General features: G+C 62.6%; 19 protein-coding genes and 2 riboswitches. Of the genes, 13 read left to right on the top strand and 6 right to left on the bottom strand.

Annotated features, from left to right (window positions below; all coding sequences use genetic code 11):
- Positions 1-7: 7 nt before the first annotated feature.
- The 5 genes from ACY3GB_RS07830 to ACY3GB_RS07810 are packed head-to-tail and all read right to left on the bottom strand — an operon-like array spanning position 8 to position 5,130.
- On the bottom strand, positions 8-1,903 hold the full coding sequence (locus ACY3GB_RS07830) for a chemotaxis protein CheA (RefSeq protein ID WP_463088258.1): 1,896 nt from the start codon (positions 1,901-1,903) through the stop codon (positions 8-10).
- 42 nt (positions 1,904-1,945) lie between these two features.
- Positions 1,946-2,704 (bottom strand): protein phosphatase CheZ, encoded by a 759-nt coding sequence (cheZ, locus tag ACY3GB_RS07825; protein WP_463088257.1) that lies wholly within the window; start codon positions 2,702-2,704, stop codon positions 1,946-1,948.
- Between the two features lie 44 nt (positions 2,705-2,748).
- Positions 2,749-3,144 (bottom strand): chemotaxis response regulator CheY, encoded by a 396-nt coding sequence (cheY, locus tag ACY3GB_RS07820; protein ID WP_021478560.1) that lies wholly within the window; start codon positions 3,142-3,144, stop codon positions 2,749-2,751.
- Positions 3,145-3,195: 51 nt separating this feature from the next.
- On the bottom strand, positions 3,196-4,137 hold the full coding sequence (locus ACY3GB_RS07815; RefSeq protein ID WP_021478561.1) for a chemotaxis protein: 942 nt from the start codon (positions 4,135-4,137) through the stop codon (positions 3,196-3,198).
- Positions 4,138-4,176: 39 nt separating this feature from the next.
- Positions 4,177-5,130 (bottom strand): chemotaxis protein, encoded by a 954-nt coding sequence (locus ACY3GB_RS07810; protein ID WP_021478562.1) that lies wholly within the window; start codon positions 5,128-5,130, stop codon positions 4,177-4,179.
- A gap of 177 nt (positions 5,131-5,307) precedes the next feature.
- Between ACY3GB_RS07810 and ACY3GB_RS07805 the strand changes: the two genes are divergently transcribed.
- From ACY3GB_RS07805 to cheD, 9 genes are all read left to right on the top strand, one after another.
- The gene (locus tag ACY3GB_RS07805; RefSeq protein WP_463088256.1) at positions 5,308-6,465 is read left to right on the top strand and encodes a sensor histidine kinase; all 1,158 of its coding nucleotides are present in this window, start codon (positions 5,308-5,310) and stop codon (positions 6,463-6,465) included.
- A complete protein-coding gene (locus ACY3GB_RS07800) occupies positions 6,402-6,845 on the top strand; it encodes an STAS domain-containing protein (protein WP_463088255.1) in 444 nt (147 codons plus the stop codon). Before ACY3GB_RS07805 ends, ACY3GB_RS07800 begins: the two co-directional genes overlap by 64 nt.
- Before the next feature lie 521 nt (positions 6,846-7,366).
- Positions 7,367-7,732, top strand: coding sequence for a response regulator (locus ACY3GB_RS07795; protein ID WP_463088254.1), 366 nt, complete (start codon positions 7,367-7,369; stop codon positions 7,730-7,732).
- A 38-nt stretch (positions 7,733-7,770) separates the two neighbouring features.
- On the top strand, positions 7,771-9,990 hold the full coding sequence (locus ACY3GB_RS07790; RefSeq protein WP_463088253.1) for a chemotaxis protein CheW: 2,220 nt from the start codon (positions 7,771-7,773) through the stop codon (positions 9,988-9,990).
- 16 nt (positions 9,991-10,006) lie between these two features.
- On the top strand, positions 10,007-10,507 hold the full coding sequence (locus ACY3GB_RS07785; RefSeq protein ID WP_463088252.1) for a chemotaxis protein CheW: 501 nt from the start codon (positions 10,007-10,009) through the stop codon (positions 10,505-10,507).
- A gap of 27 nt (positions 10,508-10,534) precedes the next feature.
- Positions 10,535-13,747 (top strand): methyl-accepting chemotaxis protein, encoded by a 3,213-nt coding sequence (locus ACY3GB_RS07780; RefSeq protein WP_463088251.1) that lies wholly within the window; start codon positions 10,535-10,537, stop codon positions 13,745-13,747.
- 68 nt (positions 13,748-13,815) lie between these two features.
- Positions 13,816-14,670 (top strand): CheR family methyltransferase, encoded by an 855-nt coding sequence (locus ACY3GB_RS07775; protein WP_463088250.1) that lies wholly within the window; start codon positions 13,816-13,818, stop codon positions 14,668-14,670.
- Positions 14,667-15,743: a protein-glutamate methylesterase/protein-glutamine glutaminase gene (locus ACY3GB_RS07770; RefSeq protein WP_463088249.1), complete on the top strand. Its 1,077-nt coding sequence runs from the start codon at positions 14,667-14,669 to the stop codon at positions 15,741-15,743. Before ACY3GB_RS07775 ends, ACY3GB_RS07770 begins: the two co-directional genes overlap by 4 nt.
- The gene (gene cheD / locus ACY3GB_RS07765; RefSeq protein WP_463088248.1) at positions 15,740-16,351 is read left to right on the top strand and encodes a chemoreceptor glutamine deamidase CheD; all 612 of its coding nucleotides are present in this window, start codon (positions 15,740-15,742) and stop codon (positions 16,349-16,351) included. The genes ACY3GB_RS07770 and cheD overlap by 4 nt, the downstream gene beginning before the upstream one ends.
- A 68-nt stretch (positions 16,352-16,419) precedes the next feature.
- Here the strand turns inward: cheD and fdxA are convergent, their stop codons facing one another.
- On the bottom strand, positions 16,420-16,743 hold the full coding sequence (fdxA, locus tag ACY3GB_RS07760; protein ID WP_463088247.1) for a ferredoxin FdxA: 324 nt from the start codon (positions 16,741-16,743) through the stop codon (positions 16,420-16,422).
- Between the two features lie 104 nt (positions 16,744-16,847).
- Here fdxA and gluQRS point away from each other — a divergent pair, with 104 nt between their 5' ends.
- From gluQRS to gcvH, 4 genes are all read left to right on the top strand, one after another.
- Positions 16,848-17,732, top strand: coding sequence for a tRNA glutamyl-Q(34) synthetase GluQRS (gluQRS, locus tag ACY3GB_RS07755; RefSeq protein WP_463090925.1), 885 nt, complete (start codon positions 16,848-16,850; stop codon positions 17,730-17,732).
- A 333-nt stretch (positions 17,733-18,065) separates the two neighbouring features.
- The gene (locus ACY3GB_RS07750) at positions 18,066-19,349 is read left to right on the top strand and encodes an amino acid permease (protein ID WP_463088246.1); all 1,284 of its coding nucleotides are present in this window, start codon (positions 18,066-18,068) and stop codon (positions 19,347-19,349) included.
- Between the two features lie 172 nt (positions 19,350-19,521).
- A riboswitch (glycine riboswitch) is annotated at positions 19,522-19,612 on the top strand.
- A gap of 14 nt (positions 19,613-19,626) precedes the next feature.
- Positions 19,627-19,725: riboswitch (glycine riboswitch) on the top strand.
- 41 nt (positions 19,726-19,766) lie between these two features.
- Positions 19,767-20,855, top strand: a complete 1,089-nt coding sequence (gcvT, locus tag ACY3GB_RS07745) for a glycine cleavage system aminomethyltransferase GcvT (protein WP_463088245.1) — start codon at positions 19,767-19,769, stop codon at positions 20,853-20,855.
- Positions 20,856-20,919: 64 nt separating this feature from the next.
- Entirely contained in the window at positions 20,920-21,306 is a 387-nt protein-coding gene (gene gcvH, locus ACY3GB_RS07740; RefSeq protein ID WP_463088244.1) for a glycine cleavage system protein GcvH, read from the top strand.
- The last annotated feature ends 52 nt before the right edge of the window (positions 21,307-21,358 follow it).

Here is a 21,358-nt window from a genome sequence, read left to right as displayed (position 1 = left end):
CCTGAGTTTAGGTGGCAATCATATCCGTCGTCCGCGCCTGGGTATTGTTGCTCTCGCTGGAGGCGAGAAGATCTTCCATGTCGAGCACCAGCACGACTGAGCCGTCGCCGGACAGCGTGGCGCCGGCCACGCCTTTCGGGCGGATGTTCTGCAACGGCTTGATCACCACGTCGTCACGGCCGACAAAAGAGTCGATTGCCAGAATGAAGGATTTTTCCGCGGACTGCATCAGCACGCCGAAGTAAGGTTTCTGGGTGGGCTCCCAGCTCAGCAGGCTCGCCAGCGTTTTCAGCGGCAGGATTTCGTCGCGGACCACGATGGTGGGCTTGCCCGACACTTCCTGAATCGCGCTGCCGTCGATGGTGATGATTTCGCGAACCATTGCCAGCGGCACGGCGAACGGCTGGTTGCAGGCGCGGACCACCAGTACGGGCAAGATAGCCAAAGTCAGCGGCAGCGAGATGCTGATGCGGGTGCCTTCGCCTGCCGCCGAGCTGATGTCGATCCGGCCGTTCAGCTTCTGGATGTTGGTGCGCACCACGTCCATGCCGACGCCGCGGCCGGACACGCTGGAAATCTGGTCCTTGGTGGAGAAGCCGGGCAAGAAGATCAGCTGTAGGCATTGCTTCTCGTCGAGGGAGTTGGCCGTTTCCTGATCGATCAGCCCCTTCTCGATCGCCTTGCGGCGCAATGCGTCCGGGTTCATGCCCTTGCCGTCGTCGGTGATCTCGATCAGGATGTGATCGCCCACTTGCTCCGCGGTCAGCTGAACCAGAGCCTGCGGCTTTTTGCCGGCGGCGATGCGCTCCTCGGGGGACTCGATGCCGTGATCGACCGCATTGCGCACCAAGTGGACCAGCGGATCATTCAGGTCTTCGATCATGGTCTTGTCGAGCTCGGTCTCCTCGCCGGACAATACCAGTTCCACTTCCTTGCCCAATTGGCGAGCCAGATCGCGCGCCAAGCGCGGATATTTCTGGAACAGGCGGCCGATCGGCTGCATGCGGGTTTTCATCACCGCGTTTTGCAGATCCCCGACCAGCAGGTCCAACTGGCTGATCGCTTCATCCAGGGAGCGCAGCGTGTTGGTGTCGCGGTTGCCTTGCAGAATTTCAGTGCGCAGCGTGGTCAGGCGGTTTTTGGTCAGGCCGATTTCGCCGGACAGGTTCAGCACCATGTCCAGACGCACGGTGTCGATGCGGATGGTGTTTTCCTGAGGGCCGCTGGCTGCCGGAGCGCCGCCTGACTTGGCGGGGGCAGGCTTGGGCGCCGGCTTTGCGACCGCTGGCGGCTGGGCGGCGGGTGCCGGAGCCGCTGCGGCCGCGGCCGGCGCTGCAGCCGGGGCGGTGGGTGCGGCTGCAGGCGCTGCCGCCGGAGCGGCGGAGGCCGGAGCCACGGCCTGGTACAGCTGATTCCAGTCGGGGCCGTTGCCGGCGGGGGCGGAGGGCGCTGCGGGAGCAGGAGCGGGGGCCGCGGCGGCTGGCTCGGCCGGAGCTTCGGCAGTGACGGGCTGGCCGGCCAGGGCGGCGTCCAGCGCGGCGAGCACGCGGGCGTCCGCGTCGCCGGGCATCAAGCCTTGGCTCAGCGTGCCGAACATGTCCCGGACAATGCCGGTGGCGTCGAGAATCACATCCATCACTTCCGAGGTGATGTGCATTTCTCCGTTGCGCAGCTTGTCGAACAGGTTTTCCGTGCGGTGGCACAAGTTCACCATCGGGATGACGTTGAGGAAACCTGCGCCGCCCTTGATGGTATGGAAGCCGCGGAAGATGTCATTGAGCAGAGCCTTGTCTTCCGGGCGCTTTTCAAGCTCGACCAGCTTGTTGTCCACATCGGACAGGAGGTCGGTAGACTCCATCAGGAAGTCCCCTAGCAACTCTTCCATGCCGCCAAATTCGCTCATTTTTCCACCCCACGCGTTCTGCGTTGTCTTGCTTGCGTTGCTTTAGAAGCCCAGGCTTTCCAGCAGGTCGTCCACTTGCTGCTGGCTGTTCACCACATCGGTCCTGCCTTCCGGATTGATGACCGGACCGTTCAGCAGGCTGGTATTCAGCTCTCCCTTCTTTTCATCGGGGGAGAACTCGATCAGGAAGCTGACCAACTCGGTTTCCAGGATCTTGACCATGCCCATCATTTTCTTGATCACTTGGCCCGTCAGGTCCTGGAAGTCCTGCGCCATGACGATTTCAAGCAATTGGGCATTGGTGGCCTGGGTTTGATTGGGCACGTCTTTCAAATACTGCTGGGTTTCGGCGGCCAGGTTTTTGAACTCTTCGATGCTCAGCAGATTGGCGAACAGCTTTTCCCAGCGCGCGCTCAGCGCCATGGCCTGGCTTTCCAGCTTGTCCTGGAACGGCTTGGCGATGTCGGTGGCGTTCAGCACGCGCTCTGCCGAGTTTTCCGTCAGCGTGGCGATATAGGCCAAGCGGTCTTTTGCGTCGGGAATCGTTTCTGCCACTTTTTCCAGCGACTTGTCATAGCCCAGATCGCGCAGGGCGTCGTGCATCTTGCGGGTCATCTGTCCGATATGCTCATACATCGTCGAAGGACTGGTCTCGCTCGAGAACAATTTGGCACCAGCCTCTTCGGCCGCGGGGGCGGCAGCGACGGGCGGTTCGGGTTCGCTGCTTTGTTGCTGGGCGATGCTGTTGAACAGCGCTTCCAGTTCCGGCGAGTCTCCGTTCTCCATAATATGGTCCGGCACGTTCAATCCTCCTCAATGCAAATGCGGGCAACCTTGCGCGATGTTCAGGCTGGTTTGTTCATGTTCTGGAAGATTTTGCTCATCTTCTCTTCCATGGTGGCGGCGGTGAACGGTTTTACGATGTAGCCGCTGGCACCAGCCATGGCCGCCTCGATGATGTTTTCTCTTTTGGCCTCGGCGGTGATCATCATGAACGGCAGATGCTTCAGTTGGGGATCCGCCCGCACTGCTTTGAGGAGCTCGATGCCCGTCATATTGGGCATGTTCCAGTCGGAGACGACGAAGTCGAAGCTTTGGGTTTTCAGCTTGTGCAGCGCGACCTGGCCGTCTTCGGCCTCGTCGACGTTGGTAAAACCCAATTCTTTCAGCAGGTTGCGGACGATTCTGCGCATGGTGGAGAAGTCGTCCACGACCAGGAATCGCATATTCTTGTCTGACATCGAGGTATATCCTGAATTATCTATGTTCCATCAAGGCGCACATTGTAGCGACTACCTTTGCAGGAATGGAATCAAAGTTTCTGCCAGTACGCCCGGGTCGAACTTGGCAACGTAGGAATCCACCCCGACACTGGAGCCCATCGCACGGTTGGCGTTGGACGACAGCGACGAGTGCATGATCACCGGAATGCCCTTGAAACGCTGATCGGATTTGATCAGCTTGGTCAGCACATAGCCGTCCATTTCCGGCATCTCGGCATCGACCAAAATGATTTTCAGGTAGTCGTGCAGGCATTCTCCATCGGCCCAGTTTCGGCCGGCCAGCACTTGCAGGCGATCCCATGCTTCGCGGCCGTTGGTCGCCTGCTGGAACTTGATGCCCATCTTTTCCAGCACGCCGGTGATTTCCTTGCGGGCGACCACCGAATCGTCGACGAAGAAGATGTACTGGTCAGTTTCCAGTTGGGCTGTGGGCACATCGGGCAGCCGAGGCTCGCCGACTACGCTGGCCAGAATCTGTTCGACGTCGAGAATGGAAACCAGCTTGCCATTTTCCAGTTCGGTCACCGCTGTGATCAGGGTCTGATTGGTGCCGGCCGCCGCCATGATGTTTTCCGGCGCCCGCACCTTGTCCCAATCGACGCGGATGATGCGGTCAACGGAGTCCACCAGAAAAGCTTGCGTGCTCTTGTTGAACTCGGTGACGATCATCGTGTCGAACTTGCTGCCACCGTGGTCATGGCCGATGAATTTGGCCAGCGAAATCACCGGAATGATATTGCCGCGCAGCGACAGCACCCCCTCCACCCCGAACGGCATATTGGGCGTTTTGGTGATGGTCGGCGTCTGCGAGACCTCGCGCACCTTGAACACGTTGATGCCGAATGTTTCGCGCGTTCCCAGCGAGAACAGCAGAATCTCCATCTTGTTGGAGCCGGCTAGCTTGGTCCTGGCGTCAACACTGGCGAGCAAGGAGGCGTCGGTGCTAGGCATGTCGTATCCCTATCCCTTGAAAATCTTGAAGAAGGCCTGTTAGTTGCTGGGTTCCAGTTTCAGCATCTGGCGCAGCTTGCTGGCGAGCTTCTGCGGTTCAAACTTTGACACATAGGCGTCCACGCCGACGGATTCGCCCAGCTTCTGGTTGGACGAACCGGAAAGCGACGAGTGCATCAGTACCGGAATGCCGGCGAAGCGCGGGTCGCTCTTGATCATCTTGGTCAGCATATAGCCGTCCATCTCCGGCATTTCCACGTCGGTCAGCACCAAGTGCAGCTCGTCGGACAGCTTGCGTCCGGCGGCTTCCGCCTGCTGAGCCATCTTCTGCAGGTCTTCCCAGCCACGCATGCCGTTGATCGCCGAGGTATAGCGGATGTTCATCACTTCCAGCGTGCGCTCGATCTGCTTGCGGGCGACTGCGCTGTCGTCGGCGAAGAAGATGCGGCGGTCTTCCTTGACCGGTTCGATATTGATGAAGCTGTGCCCGTCGTCAATGATGCTGGTTTCCGCCAGCACCTTTTCCACATCCATCATCATCACCAGCGTGCCGTTGTCCAACTCGGTGACAGCGGTCACCAGGCCGGCCATGCGGTTGGTGATCATGTCCGGCGGCACGCGCATCGCAGACCAGTCCAGCCGCAGAATGGTGTCCACGGCTTCGACCAGGAAACCCTGGGTATGGCCGTTGTACTCGGTAACAATCATGATCTCCGGCCGATTGCTGGTCACGATACCGGAGTATTTGGCCAGATCGATCACGGGAACCAGCGCGCCACGCAGGCTGACCATGCCTTCCACCGAAGACGGCATTTCCGGAGCGGAGGTGATCTCCGGGGTGCGCATCACTTCGCGGACCTTGAATACGTTGATACCAAAAATTTCTTTGCGACCGGTACGCTGGTCATGCCCCAAGGAAAACAGAAGGATTTCCAGCTTGTTGGTGCCTGCCAGTTTGGTTCTGGCGTCGATTTTTTTGAGAAGCTCTGACACAGAAACCTCCACAGCATCTTTTGGAATGGCGCACTACTTCCCTTTATACGCCAGATATTGGTTTTTCCCGTTTTTTTTTGCTCTTGGCGACGGCAACTGCATGTTGGCGCGCTATGGGCTGATCATTATCATACCGTTTAAGTGGTTTTTACAAATGACAGTGAAGCGATGCCTACTATGGTTTCAAGCCTGAAGGATCAGCAGCAACTCGAGGCCGCGTTCGAGCAATTCAATGCGGTTTCCAGTCAACTCATTGATGCATATAGACAACTTGAGGTTCAGGTCAATGTTTTGAACGCTCAGCTGGATGAGGCGAACAGTCAGTTGCGAAAACAGCGCGACGAGAATGCCGAACTCGCCGAACGGCTGGCGTCATTGCTCAAGATGCTGCCGGCTGGCGTGGTGGAGCTGTCGCCGGAAGGCCGGGTGACCGCTGAGAATCTGGCGGCGGAGTCTCTGCTAAGTGGTTGTTATATAGGAGAAGAGTGGGGCTGCTTGCTGGCGCGCTTGCTTAACCAGGAAGCGGATGGCAGCTTCGCTGTGGGCGGAGAGGGCGAGTCCAGGCGTTTGACGTTGCAGTATCAGGACCTGCCGGCGTCGGGCGGGCGAATTGTGCTTATTCACGACGTGACCCGGCTGCATCAACTCAATAGCGAGCTCGCTCAGCAGCAGAATCTGGCGTCTATGGGCAGTATGGCGGCATCGCTGGCGCATCAGCTGCGCACGCCGCTGGCCAGCGCGATGTTGTATACGGCCAACTTGAAGCAGGATATTCCCCGTCCGGAAGACCGGGCGCGCTTTGTCGACAAGAGCTTGGCGCGGATGCGGGCGCTGGAGGGGCTGATCCAGAACATGCTGGGGTTCGTGCGCGGCCAGGTGTCGTCGCTGGAGACGGCGAAAGTGGCTCCGCTGCTGGAGGATGTCTGCGCGGTGCTGGCGCCGCAATGTCATGACAAAGGTGTGTTTTTTGATTGCAATCTGCCCGCCGACTCTGCCATAACGGTCTTGATAGACCGTAAGGCGTTGCAGGGAGCGTTGATCAATCTGCTGGAGAACGCCTTGCAGTTCGCGTCGCCCGGCGGAAGGGTAGGCTTGGCGGTGGCGCCCGACGGCGATGACGTCGTATTCTGTGTCGATGACGATGGCCCGGGGGTGGACGACGCGGTGCGGGAGCGGATTTTCGAACCATTCTTCACGCAGCGTCCCGGCGGAACGGGCCTGGGACTGGCGATCGTGAAGAAGGTGGCTGAAGAGTTGGGGGGAAGTGTACGTTGTTACAACAAGGTGGCGGGCGGCGCCTGTTTCGAATTGAGGCTGCCGGCATCCCGGGAGTGAGTCCGGATGCGGTGGAGGCGCCCGTTCAATTTGTCAGCGAACCTATGGAAAGCCGAGGATCAGTGATGAGACCGATAGTCAAAGTCGAGGGGAATGTCGGGAAGATGGTGCTGATTGGGCAGTTTGATTTCAACCTGCACAAGGAATTCCGCCAAGCCAGCCAGGAATTGCTGGACACCCCCGATGTCCAGGAAATCCAGGTTGATTTCGATCAGGTGCCATTTCTTGACAGTTCCGCGCTGGGCATGCTGCTGTTGCTGAAGGAGCGGGCTGCGGGTCAGAAGAAAACGATGGTGCTGGTCAACTGCCGGGAAGCGGTGATGCAGGTCTTCGAGATCGCCTGCTTCAACAAGATGTTCACGATCCGGCCGGCGGCCTGAGCATGGTCATTGCTTGCGCCGCCGTCGGCATGCTCGCGCGGCGCGCGAGCGTTTCTTCAGAAGTGGTTCTAGCCCGCCTTCGGGCGCCGAGCCAGAGGCGCGTTCTGGCGCTGCCAAAGCGTTCTCTCGGCCGCATATTTGCGGCTTTGGTTTTGCCGGGGATGCCTTTTGTCTGTCGCTGAGGCATGCCATTCGCGCAAAACTATTCACTTCAGCATATGCCGCTTGATTTGCCGGTTTTTATGGTTGATCACGTAATTAAAGGCGATGTCGGGTTCGGTGCGCTCGGTTATCCATCCCAGAATGGCGGATGGCTGGACCGCCTCATTGTGTTGTTCCGATATTGTCGTGAAGAGTGATGACGTTGAGGTGGTGAGTCAGCTTGTGTTGGCAGGCCGCCGCTTGCTTTCCGGACCGGGGGGCGATCCGGATGACTGGCGGCGCCGGCATGGCTGGTCCGCAGGAAGCCGAGCGGGTGGGGCCATGCGTATTTCAACTGGAGTCTCGATAGCGGGAACGCGATGCCTAAGAAAATCCTCACGGTGGATGACTCCGCGTCGATTCGCCAAATGGTCAGTTTCACGCTGAAGAGCGCCGGCTATGAAGTGGCGGAGGCGGTGGACGGCAACGCAGGCTTGAGCAAGGCGCAGGGCACGCAGTTCGATCTGGTGCTGACCGACCAGAATATGCCGGGAATGGATGGTTTGACGCTGATCCGCTCGCTGCGCAAGCAACCCTCCTACAACGCCACCCCCATCCTGATGCTGACCACGGAGTCCAGCGATCAGATGAAGGCGCTGGGCAGGGCGGCCGGCGCTTCCGGATGGCTGGTCAAGCCATTCGATCCGCAGAAGCTGTTGGACGTCGTGAAGCGCCTGATCGGTTAACGCGGCCATCGCCAGAGGGGACGATTGTGACGATCGATATGTCCCAGTTTCACCAAGTATTTTTCGACGAGGCGGAAGAACATCTGGCCACGATGGAGTCGCTTCTGTTGGCGATGGATGTGGCTCGGCAAGAGCAAGAGGATCTTCATGCGATATTCCGCGCCGCCCATTCGATCAAGGGCGGCGCAGCCACTTTCGGCTTCGCCGAGATGGCCGAACTGACCCATGTGCTGGAAAACCTGCTGGACAGGGTGCGCAAAGGCGCGATGGAGCTGACCGCGCAGATGGTGGACGCCTTTTTGCAGGCGAAAGACGCGCTGCAGGCGATGCTGGTCGCGTACAAAAACGGCGAGGCGCTGGACGGAGAGCGGCGGGGCGAAATTCAACGGCGCCTGGAGGAGATCGAAAACCGGGCGGCGGAAATCAGCGATCCGGCGCCCGCGCAGGATGCCGTCCAGGCGGCGGAGTCGCTGTGGACGCTGTTTCTCGAACTGACGCCCGCCGCTGGCCAGGATATCCACCCCTTGTTGGCGAATCTGGCGGCGCAGGGCGAGCTGACCATCGTGCAAGAGGGCAAGCCGGATGACGAGTTGCCTTGGGTGGCGGTATTCACTTCTTCTCTGGCGGCGGACGAAGTCGCCGAATCGCTGGCGTTCACGCTGTCGCCCGAGCAGTTCCGCGTCAGTGTGGATCGCGGCGGCGAAGGCGGGGATGAGTACGGCTTTTTCTTGCTGGACGACCGCGTGGAGCCAGGCAAGCGCGCGACGGCGGGAGGCGTGTCCTACATGGACGAGGATGGCGGTTTTGGCTTATTCGAACCGCTGCCCAGCCAGCATGCGCCAGACGGGGATCCCGGGGCGAGGAGACTGGCGCAAATGGAGCGGGATGGCAGCTTCGGCCTGTTCGAACCGCTGACCGCTCCGGGGCGGGACGGCGCGCAGGATGTCGATGGCGATGGCTTCGGCCTGTTCGGCGGCGCGCCTGGCGTGGGCGCGGCCGCATCGTCGGCGCCGAAGCCGGCCGCGCCGGTGCGGCCGCAGCCGGATAAGGGCGCGGGCGAGAACTCGATCCGGGTCAATATCGAGAAGGTCGACATGCTGTTGAATCTGGTGGGCGAGCTGGTGATCACCCAGTCCATGCTGATGCAGTCCGGCAGCGCGCTGGACCCGGTGGAGCATGAGCGCCTGCTCAACGGCATCAGTTCCCTGCAGCGCAACTCGCGCGAACTGCAGGAAGCGGTGATGTCCATCCGCATGACTCCCATCGCCTTCGTGTTCAACCGCTTTCCCCGCGTGGTCCGTGACCTGGCGGGCAAGCTGGGGAAACAGATCGACCTGAAAATGGTGGGCGAGAACACCGAGCTGGACAAAGGCTTCATCGAAAAACTATCCGATCCTTTGACCCACCTAGTGCGCAACAGCCTTGACCACGGCATCGAGTCGCCGGAGCAACGCGCGGCCAAAGGAAAATCGCCGGCCGGCCGGCTGACGCTGCGGGCCTTTCATCAGGGCGGCAGCATCGTGATCGAGGTCAGCGACGACGGCGCGGGGCTCAACCGCGAACGCATCCTGGCCAAGGCGCGAGAGCGCGGCATGCCGGTCAGCGACAGTATGTCGGATGCCGAAGTGTGGGGGCTGATCTTCGAGGCCGGCTTCTCCACCGCTGCCGAAGTGACCGACGTGTCAGGCCGCGGGGTGGGCATGGACGTGGTCAAGCGCAATATCCAGAACATGGGCGGCCGGATCGAGATCGACTCCATGGCCGATGTCGGCACCACGATGAGCATACGCCTGCCATTGACGCTGGCGATCATGGACGGCATGTCGGTGAGGGTCGGGCACGAAATCTACGTGCTGCCGCTGGGCTTCATTCTGGAGTCGCTGCAGCCGGAGCCGGCTGCGATCAAGACGGTGGCCGGGCGCGGCGAACTGGTGCACATCCGCGGCGAATACCTGCCCATCGTCGCGCTGGGGCGGTATTTCAATGTGGGTTCGGCCAGGCTGCGGGCGGACGAGGGCATTCTGGTGATCGTGGAGGCGTCCGGCGCCAGGGTGGCGCTGCTGGTGGACGATCTGATCGGGCAGCAGCAATTCGTGGTCAAAAATCTGGAAACCAACTACCGCAAGGTGGATGGCTTGTCCGGCGCCACGATACTGGGGGATGGGCAGGTGGCGCTGATCCTCGACATTTCCACCATCGCGCGCAGCAATGGCGGCCCGCGCGGATCTGCCGCGCCGATGGCGGCCGCCGCAGAATGACAGCCGGAGACGCGACATGCAACTGGACAATCTGAGCGATGCCCAGGCGAGGGGCGAAGGGGCGAGGGAGCTGCTGGTGTTCACGCTGGGCAGCGAGGAGTATGGGCTGGATATCCTCAAGGTGCAGGAGATACGCGGCTACGACACGGTCACCCGCATCGCCAACGCGCCGGCGTTCATCAAGGGCGTGATCAATCTGCGCGGCAGCATCGTGCCCATCGTCGACCTGCGCCTCAAGTTCGGGCTGGGCGAACCGCATTACAACGAATTCACCGTGGTGATCATCCTCAATATCGGCAAGCGCACGGTCGGCATCGTGGTGGACGGCGTGTCCGACGTGATCCAGTTGGGCGAGGAGGCGATGCGCGCGCCGCCGGAGTTCGGCTCGACCGTCGATACCGCCTATATCGAGGGGCTGGGCACGGTGGGGGAGCAGATGATCATCGTTGTCGATATCGAGCGTCTGATGCGCAGCGAGGAAATGGCGCTGACCGACGAGGTGGCCGCCCGGGCCTGAGGCCGGGCGCCGAGCACGGAGGAGAGCATGAGCGACATCAAGTTGAAGCAGCAATTGACGCTGGGTATCGGCTTGCTGATGGCAGCGATGGCGGCCGCCCTGTATCTGGCCCAGGCGCAGCTGCACCGCCTGCAGGGCGCCGCCGACGATCTGGCCGGCGGCCAGGCGGCGCGGATCAGCCAGTTGGCGTTGGCCGGCCAGGCCCAGCAGGCATCCCAGCTGCTGGTGCGGCAGCTGGGCGGCTTGCTGCCCGAGACCGAGCTGGCGGCGCAGCGCGCGGCTCAGCCGCCGCTGGACAATGCGCTGGACGGCGTGACCGGCCGCCTCAATAGCCTGTCGGCGCATGCCTCGCCCGAGGCCAAGGCGCGGCTGGACGCGGCCCGCAATCTCGACGCTCCGCTGCGCAACCAGATCGCCGCCTACCGCCAGCTGCTGGCGGGAGGAAAGACGGAGGAAGCGAGCGGCTACTTGTCGGCCACGCTGTGGCCGGCGGCGCTGAAGTACCAGGACGCCATCGGCCGGTACGCGCGCTTCGAGGGCGAACAGGCGGCGAATGCCGCGCCCGAGGGCGACGCTGTTTCCGCCGGGATGATCAGCAACGAGCTGATCAGCATGGGCGCCACGCTGTTGTTGCTGGCCGCCGCGCTGGCCTGGCTGTTGCGCCGCGCGCTGGACCGGCAGTTCGGCGGGGATCCGCAATTGCTGGCCACCGTGCTGCGCGAGCTGGCCGACGGGGAAGTGCGGACCGAGTTCCAGGTGAGGCCGGGGGACAGGAGCAGCCTGTTCGCCTGTCTGGCCGATGTGGCCGCGCATGCCCGGGAAAACCTGAGGGTGCGCAACGCGCTGGACGTCTGCACCACCAATGTGATGATCGCGGATGAGAATCACTGCATCATCTATACCAACCAGTCGGTGTTGAAAATGTTCCAGCAGGCGGAGGCCGACATCCGCCGCGACATTCCCCGTTTCTCGGTCGCAGGGTTGATCGGCAGCAATATCGACGATTTCCACAAGAATCCGTCGTACCAGCGCGGCCTGCTGCAGCAGGTGAGGGAGACCCATCGCTCGTCCATCACCGTCGGCGGGCGGACCTTCAGCCTGATCCTGACGCCCATCGTCGGTTCAGGGGGAGAGCGCCTGGGAGAGGTGGTGGAGTGGCAGGACAACACCGAGATGCTCAGGCTGAAGCGCGAGGCAGACCTGCGCGCCGACAAGGCAAGCAAGCAGGCGGCGGAGAACGCCCGCATCCGCAGCGCGCTGGACGTGTGCACCACCAATGTGATGATCGCGGACGAGACCCATCACATCATCTATGCCAACCAAGCGGTGCTGAGCATGTTCCAGCAGGCGGAAGCCGACATCCGGCGCGAGATTCCCCGCTTCTCGTCCGCCGGGCTGCTCGGCGGCAAGATAGACGACTTCCACAAGAATCCGGCGTACCAGCATGGCGTGTTGCAGCAGGCGAGAGGCACGCACCGCTCGTCCATCGTGGTCGGCGGGCGGACTTTCAGCCTGATCCTGTCGCCCATTATCAATGCCGAGGGCGAGCGGCTGGGCGCGGTGGTCGAATGGCAGGACAATACCGAGACGCTGAGGCTAAAGGCCGAGGCGGATGCCCAGGCGGTCGAGGCGGCCCGCGTCGCGGGCGAGAACGCGCGCATCCGCAGCGCGCTCGACAACTGCACCACCAATGTGATGATCGCCGACAACGAGCGCAAGATCATCTACATGAACCACAGCGTGACCGACATGCTGCGCGGGGTGGAGTCGGACTTGCGCAAGGCGCTGCCCAATTTCGACGTGCGCCGGCTGATAGGCGCCAGCATCGACGAATTCCACAAGAGTCCTGCCCATCAGCGCGAGTTGCTGGCCAATTTGCGTTCCACCTATCGCACTGAAATCCGGGTGGCGGGCCGGACTTTCTCCTTGGTGGCCAATCCGGTGTTCGACGCCGGCGGCGAGCGTCTGGGCTCGGTGGTGGAGTGGAAGGATCGCACCGCCGAGGTGGATATCGAGCGCGAGGTGTCGGAGATCGTCAGGGCCGCGTCGGCGGGCGAGTTCGGCAAGCGGATCGCAGCGGAGGGCAAGCAGGGATTCTTCCGCCAATTGGGCGAGGGCATCAACCAGTTGCTGGATGTCACCAGCAGCGGCCTGAACGATATCGCCAACGTGCTGGGCGCGCTGGCCAGCGGCGATCTGACCAAGACCATCCATTCCGATTACGAGGGCCTGTTCGGCCAGTTGAAGACGGACAGCAATGCCACGGTCGAGCGTTTGCTGGAAATCGTCACCAATATCAAGGACTCCACCGACGCGATCAACACCGCGGCCAAGGAAATCGCCGCCGGCAACGCCAACCTGTCCAACCGCACCGAGCAGCAGGCGGCCAGCCTGGAGCAAACCGCTTCCAGCATGGAGGAGATCACCAGCACCGTTAAGCAGAACGCGGAAAACGCCAGGAAAGCCAATTCGCTGGCCACCGGCGCGTCGGATATCGCCGCGCGCGGCGGCAAGGTGGTCGGCGACGTGGTGTCGACGATGAACGAGATCAACGAGAGCGCGAAGAAGATCGTCGACATCATCAGCGTGATCGACGGCATCGCGTTCCAGACCAATATCCTGGCGCTGAACGCCGCGGTGGAGGCCGCGCGGGCCGGCGAGCAGGGCCGCGGCTTCGCGGTGGTGGCGAGCGAGGTGAGGAACCTGGCCCAGCGTTCCGCGGCCGCGGCCAAGGAGATCAAGTCGCTGATCGGAAACTCGGTCGGCAAGGTGGAGTCGGGCAGCAGGCTGGTGGACGAAGCCGGCCGCACGATGAACGAGATCGTGGTGTCGATCCGCCGCGTCGCCGACATCATGAGCGATATTTCGGCGGCGTCGATGGAGCAGAGCTCCGGCATCGAGCAAGTCAATCTCGCGGTCACCCAGATGGACGAGAACACCCAGAAAAACGCGGCGCTGGTCGAGCAGGCGGCGGCGGCGGCGGAGTCTCTGGAAGAACAGGCCCGTTATTTGTCCGGCGCGGTGGCGGTGTTCAAGCTGGACGACAAGCTGCAGCATGGCAGGCCGGCCATGTCCAAGCCTGCTCCGCGTCCGGCGGGGGGAGTCCCGCCCCGGACAGGCTTGGCCGGAGAGCTGGAGCGCAAGGCCAGCCAGCATTCCGGCCGCTACCAGATCAAGCCGAAGGCGATTGAGCCCATCCAGCCTCAAAAAGATGGCGAAGACGGCTGGGAGGAGTTTTGAGGATCTGAGGACTGGCTGGATATGGGATGCGCAGCCGCCGGGATGGCGGCTGCGCGGGGGGATGCGACATGGCCGACGAAACGGAACTCAAGTTCACCCGCAACGACTTCAAGCGGGTTCGCGAGATGATCTATCAGCGGGTAGGCATTTCGCTCAGCGATTCCAAAACCCATATGGCGTACGCCCGACTGTCCAAGCGGGTGCGCTCGCGCGGGCTGCGCAGCTTTGCCGACTATCTCGACCTGTTGCAGCACAGCGATGAAAGCGACGAGTGGCAGGGCTTCATCAATGCGTTGACCACCAATCTGACCTCGTTCTTCCGGGAATCCCATCACTTCGACATCCTGCGCGAACACGCCAGGGCGCGCCGGAAAAACGGCGAAACGTTCAGGGTATGGAGCGCGGCTTCGTCCACCGGAGAGGAGCCGTACTCGATCGCCATCACCTTGCTCGAGCTGCGGCGGGAGGCCGGCGGCGGCGCCTTCCAGCTGCTGGCGTCCGATATCGATACCAATGTGTTGCAGCAGGCGGCGCATGGCATCTATCCCAGGGAGCGGGCCGAGAAGGTGTCGAGCGCCCAGCTGCAGCGATATTTCGACAGGGGCGTGGGGCGCAACGAGGGCATGATCCGGCTCAAGCGGCAGGTGCGTGACGCGGTGTCCTTCTTCCAGTTCAATCTGGTGGCGCCAAGCTGGCCGGACATCGGCCGCTTCGACGCGATCTTCTGCCGCAATGTGATGATCTATTTCGACAAGCCCACCCAGACGGCCATCCTGAACCGGCTGGCCGGCTGCCTTCGGCCGGATGGCTTGCTGATGCTTGGACATTCGGAAAACATCACGCACCTGACCGACGCCTACGCCGGCTGCGGCAGAACCACCTATCGGCTGGCGCATCCTGGCGGAGGGGAGGAGGACGAATGAGCGTGGCGGGCAGGAAGATACGGGTGGTGGTGGTGGACGATTCGGCGCTGGTGCGCAGCCTGCTGACCGCCATCGTCAACGAGGCGCCGGACATGGAGGTGGTGGCGACGGCGGCCGATCCCATCATCGCCAGGGAGAAAATACGGGAAACCAATCCCGACGTGGTGACGCTGGATGTGGAAATGCCGCGGATGGACGGACTGGAGTTCCTGCGCCGCCTGATGCGCTTGAGGCCGACGCCGGTGCTGATGATCTCGTCCTTCACCGACGCGGGATCGGAAACCACGCTCGCGGCGCTCGAGATCGGCGCCGTCGATTTCATCCACAAGCCCGCCAACGACATCGCGCGGCACATGCAGGAGTACGCGGAGGACATACGCGAGAAGCTCAGGGCGGCCGCCGAGGCCCGGTTGAGGCAGCCAGGCCGCTTTCTTCCGCCGCGGTCGGCGAGGAGGATGGGCGTGGCCGCGCCGCTGAGAAAGGATGTGCTGGTGTTCGTCGGTGCCTCCACTGGAGGAACCGAGGCGATCAAGGACTTTCTGATGGGCATGCCGGCCGATGGACCGCCCATTCTGATCGTGCAGCACATGCCCGAGCGCTTCACTTTCACTTTCGCGATGCGGCTGGACAGGCTGTGCCCGGTACGGGTGAAGGAGGCCGAGGATGGCGAGGCGGTGCGGCCCGGGGTCGCCTATATCGCGCCAGGCCATTCCCATATGCGGCTGGCTCCGGCCGCCGCCGGCGGCTACCGGATCGCGCTGGACCAGGGCGAGAGGATCAATCGCCATCGTCCGGCGGTGGATCCCTTGTTCGAGTCCGCGGCCAGGCTGTTGGGCAAGCAGGCCATCGGCGTGATTCTCACCGGCATGGGCAAGGACGGCGCGGAGGGTCTGTTGCAGATGCGTCGCGCCGGCGCCGCGACTTTCGGGCAGGATGAAGCCAGCTGCGTGGTATACGGCATGCCGCGGGAGGCGTTCAATATCGGCGCGGTGATGCAGGTGCACCCTTTGAATCGGTTGGCGGAAAAGGTGGTCGAGTGCCTGCAGGGCCATGCCGAAGGGGCGATTACATGAGCCATGCCGATCCGGCGCCGAGCTACAGCCGCCAGTACTACGACAAGCATTTCCAGATCATGGCGGTCAAGGTGTTTCCCGGCGAGTTCCACGCCACCAACCAGCCCAGGCTCCTGACGACGTTGCTGGGCTCTTGCGTATCGGTATGCCTGAGCGACCGCCTCTCCGGCGTGGCCGGCATGAACCACTTTTTGCTGCCTGAAGGCTCGCTGGACCTGGGGGCCGGCGAGTCCGCCGCCCGCTTCGGCGTCAATGCGATGGAGTTGCTGATCACCGACATGCAAAAGCTGGGCGCGATGCGCAATCGGCTGGAAGCCAAGATTTTCGGGGCCGGCAATGTGCTGGACGGCATGACGATGGTCAAGGTGGGGGAGCGCAACACCGATTTCATCCGCAGCTACCTGGCCAACGAGCAGATTCCCATCCTGGCCGAGGATTTATTGGGAGATTACGCGCGCAAGGTGTACTTCTTCACGGAGACGGGCAAGGTGCTGATCAAGAAATTGAAGCGTCCCAGCGCGGCGATCAAGCAAGAGCTGCCGTATCGCGGCCGCATCGTGGACAGTAACGAGGGTTCCAGGACCGGCGACATCGATCTGTTCATCTGAGCCGGCGAGCAGGCCCGAAACGAAAAAGGCGGCCGGAAGGCCGCCTCTGGTTTTGAGCGGAATGCGGATCAGCGCTCCAAATGGGGCAGCTTGTCCTTCACGTCGGCCCAGTCGGCGTGGTCGGGCAGCGGATCGACGCGCTCGACGATGCTTGGCCAGCGCTTGGCCAGCTCCGCGTTGAGCGCGATGAATCCTTCCTGGCCCTTGGGCACGTCGTCTTCCGCGTAGATGGCGCTGACGGGGCACTCGGGCACGCATAGCGAGCAGTCTATGCACTCGTCCGGATCGATCGCCAGGAAGTTGGGGCCTTCGCGGAAGCAGTCGACCGGGCAGACTTCCACGCAGTCGGTGTATTTGCATTTGATACAGGCATCGGTTACAACGTACGCCATTCGTGTATCCTCAGTAAAGCTGGATCGTGATTCGGGATAATCGTTATTTTAGCGATAAATTCCCTTTCTGACGCTCCGGCAAATCCCTCAAGATGTCCAATCCGATCTACCGGGGCCGTTTCGCCCCTAGTCCCACCGGTCTGCTGCACGCGGGTTCGCTCAGCACCGCCGTCGGCAGCTACCTGGAAGCGCGCAGCCGCGGCGGCGAATGGCTGCTGCGGATGGAGGATCTGGATCCTCCGCGCGAGGTGCCGGGCGCGGCCGACGATATCCTGCGCACGCTGGAGGCTTTCGGTTTCGAGTGGGACGGCGAGGTGGCATACCAGAGCCGCCGCCATGGCTTGTACCGCGCCGCGCTGGAACGGTTGGCCGCTGCCGGCCATGCCTACGCCTGCTGCTGCACCCGCAAGGAAATCGCCGCGCATGCCCGGCGCGGCCTGGATGGCTATGTTTACCCGGGCACCTGCCGGCGCGGCTGCCCCGACGGCCGCTTGGGCCGGGCCTGGCGCTTGGCCGTGGCCGGAGGGGAGCGGGTGGTGGACGACAGGCTGCAGGGCGCGTATCGGCAGGACCTGGCGCGCGACATCGGCGACTTCGTGTTGCTGCGCGCCGACGGCTTCTGGGCCTATCAGCTCGCGGTGGTGGTCGACGACGCCGATCAGGGCGTCACCGACATCGTCCGCGGCGCGGATCTGCTGGTGTCCACACCTCGCCAGCTGGCGGTTTACGACGCGCTTGGCCTGCCCGCGCCCGGTTATTGCCACCTGCCGGTGCTGACCAACGCGGCCGGCGAAAAATTGTCCAAGCAGACGCTGGCGCCGGCGATATCGACCCGCGACGCCGCGCGGCAGCTCGGCGCGACGCTCGAGCTGCTGGGCCATGCTCCGCCGGCCGGTTGCGAGAGCCTGGACGAGCTGTGGTGCTGGGCGGTGGCGAATTGGTCACTGCGCCGCGTGCCGGCCGGCCCGCTGCAACTCCCTCATTCCTGATGACTTTTCATGCGGATGACATAGGCATCTGTCCGCTAGCGGTTTTTTGTTGAAAAAAATCGTCAATGCGACATGTTTTTACGTCAAAACTGTGTTTTAATGCGCCCTTTTTTTGGCGCGGCGGCAGGCCGCACCCGGCTGCGGCGCAGCCGAGAGTCCCGGCTTCGGCTATCTTGAAGCCATGGCCCATAGGCTTGCCGATGCGGTTTTGACCTTTTCCGCATGTCTGACGCCGGGTGCGGCCACCCCGGCGCGCGATGCTTTCGTTCCCACGGAGAGCCAGGTTTGAACGAAAACAGTTCCACTAAGAAGAAGGGCTCGCTCGGAGTCTGGATGTGCACCGCCCTAGTGGTGGGCAATATGATAGGCTCCGGCGTTTTCCTGCTGCCGGCCTCGTTGGCGCCGTTCGGCGGCGTGTCGATGCTGGGTTGGCTGGTGACCTCCTGCGGCGCCATCTGCCTGGCGCTGGTGTTCGCCCGCCTGTCGGCCATCCTGCCGCGCGAAGGCGGGCCGTACGCTTACATCCACGCGGGTTTCGGCGATTTCGCCGGCTTCTGGATCGCCTGGGGCTACTGGATCGCGCTGTGGGCCGGCAACGCCGCGCTGGCGGTGGCGGCCACCAGCTATATGCAGGTGTTCTTCCCGGTGCTGGGGCACAACGAGCCGCTGGCCGGCGCCGTCGCCATCGGCCTGATCTGGATCGTCACCTGGATCAACAGCCGCGGCGCGCGCAGCTCCGGCGTGGTGGCGGTGGTGACCACGCTGCTGAAGCTGCTGCCGCTGGCTGCGGTCACCTTCATCGGCTTCTTCCATTTTCAGCCGGACAATCTGGCGTTCAACCCGCACAACAAGCCCCTGTTGTCCTCTCTGTCGGCGACGATGGCGCTGACATTGTGGGCCTTCCTCGGCCTGGAGTCGGCGTCGGTGCCGGCCGGCGACGTAGTGGAGCCGGAGAAGACCATTCCGCGGGCCACCGTGATCGGCACCCTGCTGGCCACCGTGCTCTACATCCTGTCCACGGTGTCGCTGATGGGCCTGATGCCGGCCGATGTGCTGGCCGCTTCGCAGGCGCCGTTCGCCGACGCGGCCAAGCTGATGTGGGGCGACTGGGGCTACTGGCTGGTGGGCTTCGGCGCGGTGGTGTCCTGCTTCGGCGCGCTCAACGGCTGGAGCCTGATGCAGGCGCACGTGCCGGCGGCCGCGGCCAAGGATGGCCTGTTTCCCCGCCGTTTCGACCAGCGCAACGCGGCCGGCGTGCCCATCTTCGGCCTGGTGCTGTCCAGCGCGCTGGTCACCATTCTGATGGCGATGAAGTATGCCGGCGGCGACAGCGGAGTGAAGATCTTCGAGTTCATCATCCTGCTGGCCACCGCCACCACGCTGCTGCCGTACGCGTTCTGCTCGATGGCGCTGATCGCCATCATGCTGATGCGCGGCAAGGAGTTCACGGCCAAGGATTACATCGCGCCCGGTTTCTTCGCCGGCATCGGCTTCGTCTACTCGCTGTGGGCGCTGTACGGCTCCGGCGCCGACATCGTGATGTGGGGCATGCTGCTGTTGCTGATGGGCCTGCCCATCTATGTCTGGCAGTTGAAGGAGCGGTTTGCCGCAGATTGACCGGCGTGCCGATCAGTGAAAAAGCGCAGCGCGACAGCCTGCGCTTTTTCGTTTTCGAACCATTTCGACGTATGAAAATGAGCGGTTTTTTTCCTTGAAAAACATTTATTCAGACTGTTTGATATAGAAATAATATTGGCTTGCCAAGGCCCGGATATTGACACCATAATCGCCGGATCATACAGGAGAGAGCGGCTTTTCGGCCGCCGCCGAAGGCGCAAGCGCACCCGCAATCGCTCAGGCAAAAGGACTGTATCATCGGGCCGGCGGCAGCCGGTTCGCGCAATCTGGAGAGCGGCGTCCGCGCGACGCCCACCGAAGGGGCTAACGGCTTATCCGGCCGGAAAATCTCAGGTGCAGGGACAGAGGGGTGTGGTTGATAGAGGATATCCACACTTTGCTCGAAGGAACCGCGCCATGACGGCCCCGAAACGTACTCCGCTGTATGAAGCCCACCTCGCCGCCGGCGCCAAGATGGTCGATTTCGCCGGTTGGGAAATGCCCATCCATTACGGTTCCCAGCTGAAAGAGCACGAAATCGTCCGCAGCGACGCCGGCATGTTCGACGTCTCCCACATGACGGTGATCGACATCACCGGTTCCGACGCCAAAGCCTGGCTGCAAAAACTGATCGCCAACGACGTGTCCAAGCTCGGCTTCGAGGGCAAGGCGCTGTATTCCGGCATGCTGACCCCGGAAGGCACCGTCGTCGACGACCTGATCGTTTATCTCACTGCTTACGGCTACCGCATGGTGGTCAACGCCGGCACCACCGAGAAAGACCTGGCCTGGATGGAAGCCCAGAAGGCCGGCTTCGACGTGGCGCTCAAGGTGCGCCGCGATCTGGCGATGCTGGCGGTGCAGGGCCCCAAGGCGATTGAAAAAGTCTGTTCCATCAAGCCGGAGCTGGCCGAAGCCATCCGCGCGCTGAAAGTATTCCAGGGCCTGCCGCAGGGCGAGTGGTTCTACGCCCGCACCGGCTATACCGGCGAAGACGGGCTGGAAATCATGGTGCCGGCCGACCAGGCCATCGCCTTCTTCAATCAATTGCAAGCCGTCGGCGTGTCGCCGATCGGCCTGGGCGCGCGCGACACGCTGCGCCTGGAGGCCGGCATGAATCTGTACGGCCACGACATGGACGAGACCGTGTCGCCGCTGGAAGCCGGCATGGGCTGGACCATCGCCTGGGAGCCGGCCGAGCGCAAGTTCAACGGCCGCGAGGCGCTGGAAGCGCAAAAGGCCGCCGGCGTGAAGATGAAGCAGGTGGGCCTGGTGCTGGAAGGCCGCGGCGTGCTGCGCGAAGGCCTGAAGGTGGTGGTGGAGGGCGTCGGCGAAGGCGTGATCACCAGCGGCACCTTCTCGCCGACGCTGAAGCACTCGATCGCCATCGCCCGGGTGCCGGCCGCCACCGGCGCCGCCGCCCAGGTGGACCTGCGCGGCACGCTGACCGATGTGCGCGTGGTGAAGATGCCTTTTGTCCGCAACGGCAAGAAAGTTTTCGAATAATCGGGCAGCGCCTCGAGGCGACTGCCGTCACCATTGATCTGATCTTAAGCTGGAGAACTTCAAGATGAGCAACATTCCCGCCGAACTGAAATACGTCGACAGCCACGAGTGGCTGCGCCTGGAAGCCGACGGTTCCGTCACCGTGGGCATCACCGCGCACGCGCAGGAATTGCTGGGCGACATCGTCTTCGTCGAGCTGCCGAAAGTCGGCGCGCATCTGGCCAAGGATGAGCAGGCCGGCGTGGTGGAGTCGGTGAAGGCCGCTTCCGACGTCTACTGTCCGATCGCCGGCGAAGTGCTGGCCGTCAACGAGGAACTGGAAGGCGAGCCGGAACTGGCCAACAGCGATCCGTACGGCGACGGCTGGTTCTTCAAGATCAAGCCGGCCAACGCCACGGATCTGGATGGCCTGATGGACGCCGCCGCCTACGCCAAGGAAATCGGCGCCTGATAGCCTGACCGCCCCGCCGTCGCAAGACGCCGGGGCGTTGTTTTTCCCGGCG

Source organism: Chromobacterium sp. Ag138, from assembly GCF_055181315.1.
The sequence above is the reverse complement of the archived record's forward strand: the minus strand, read 5'-3'. Positions and strand labels throughout refer to the sequence as shown.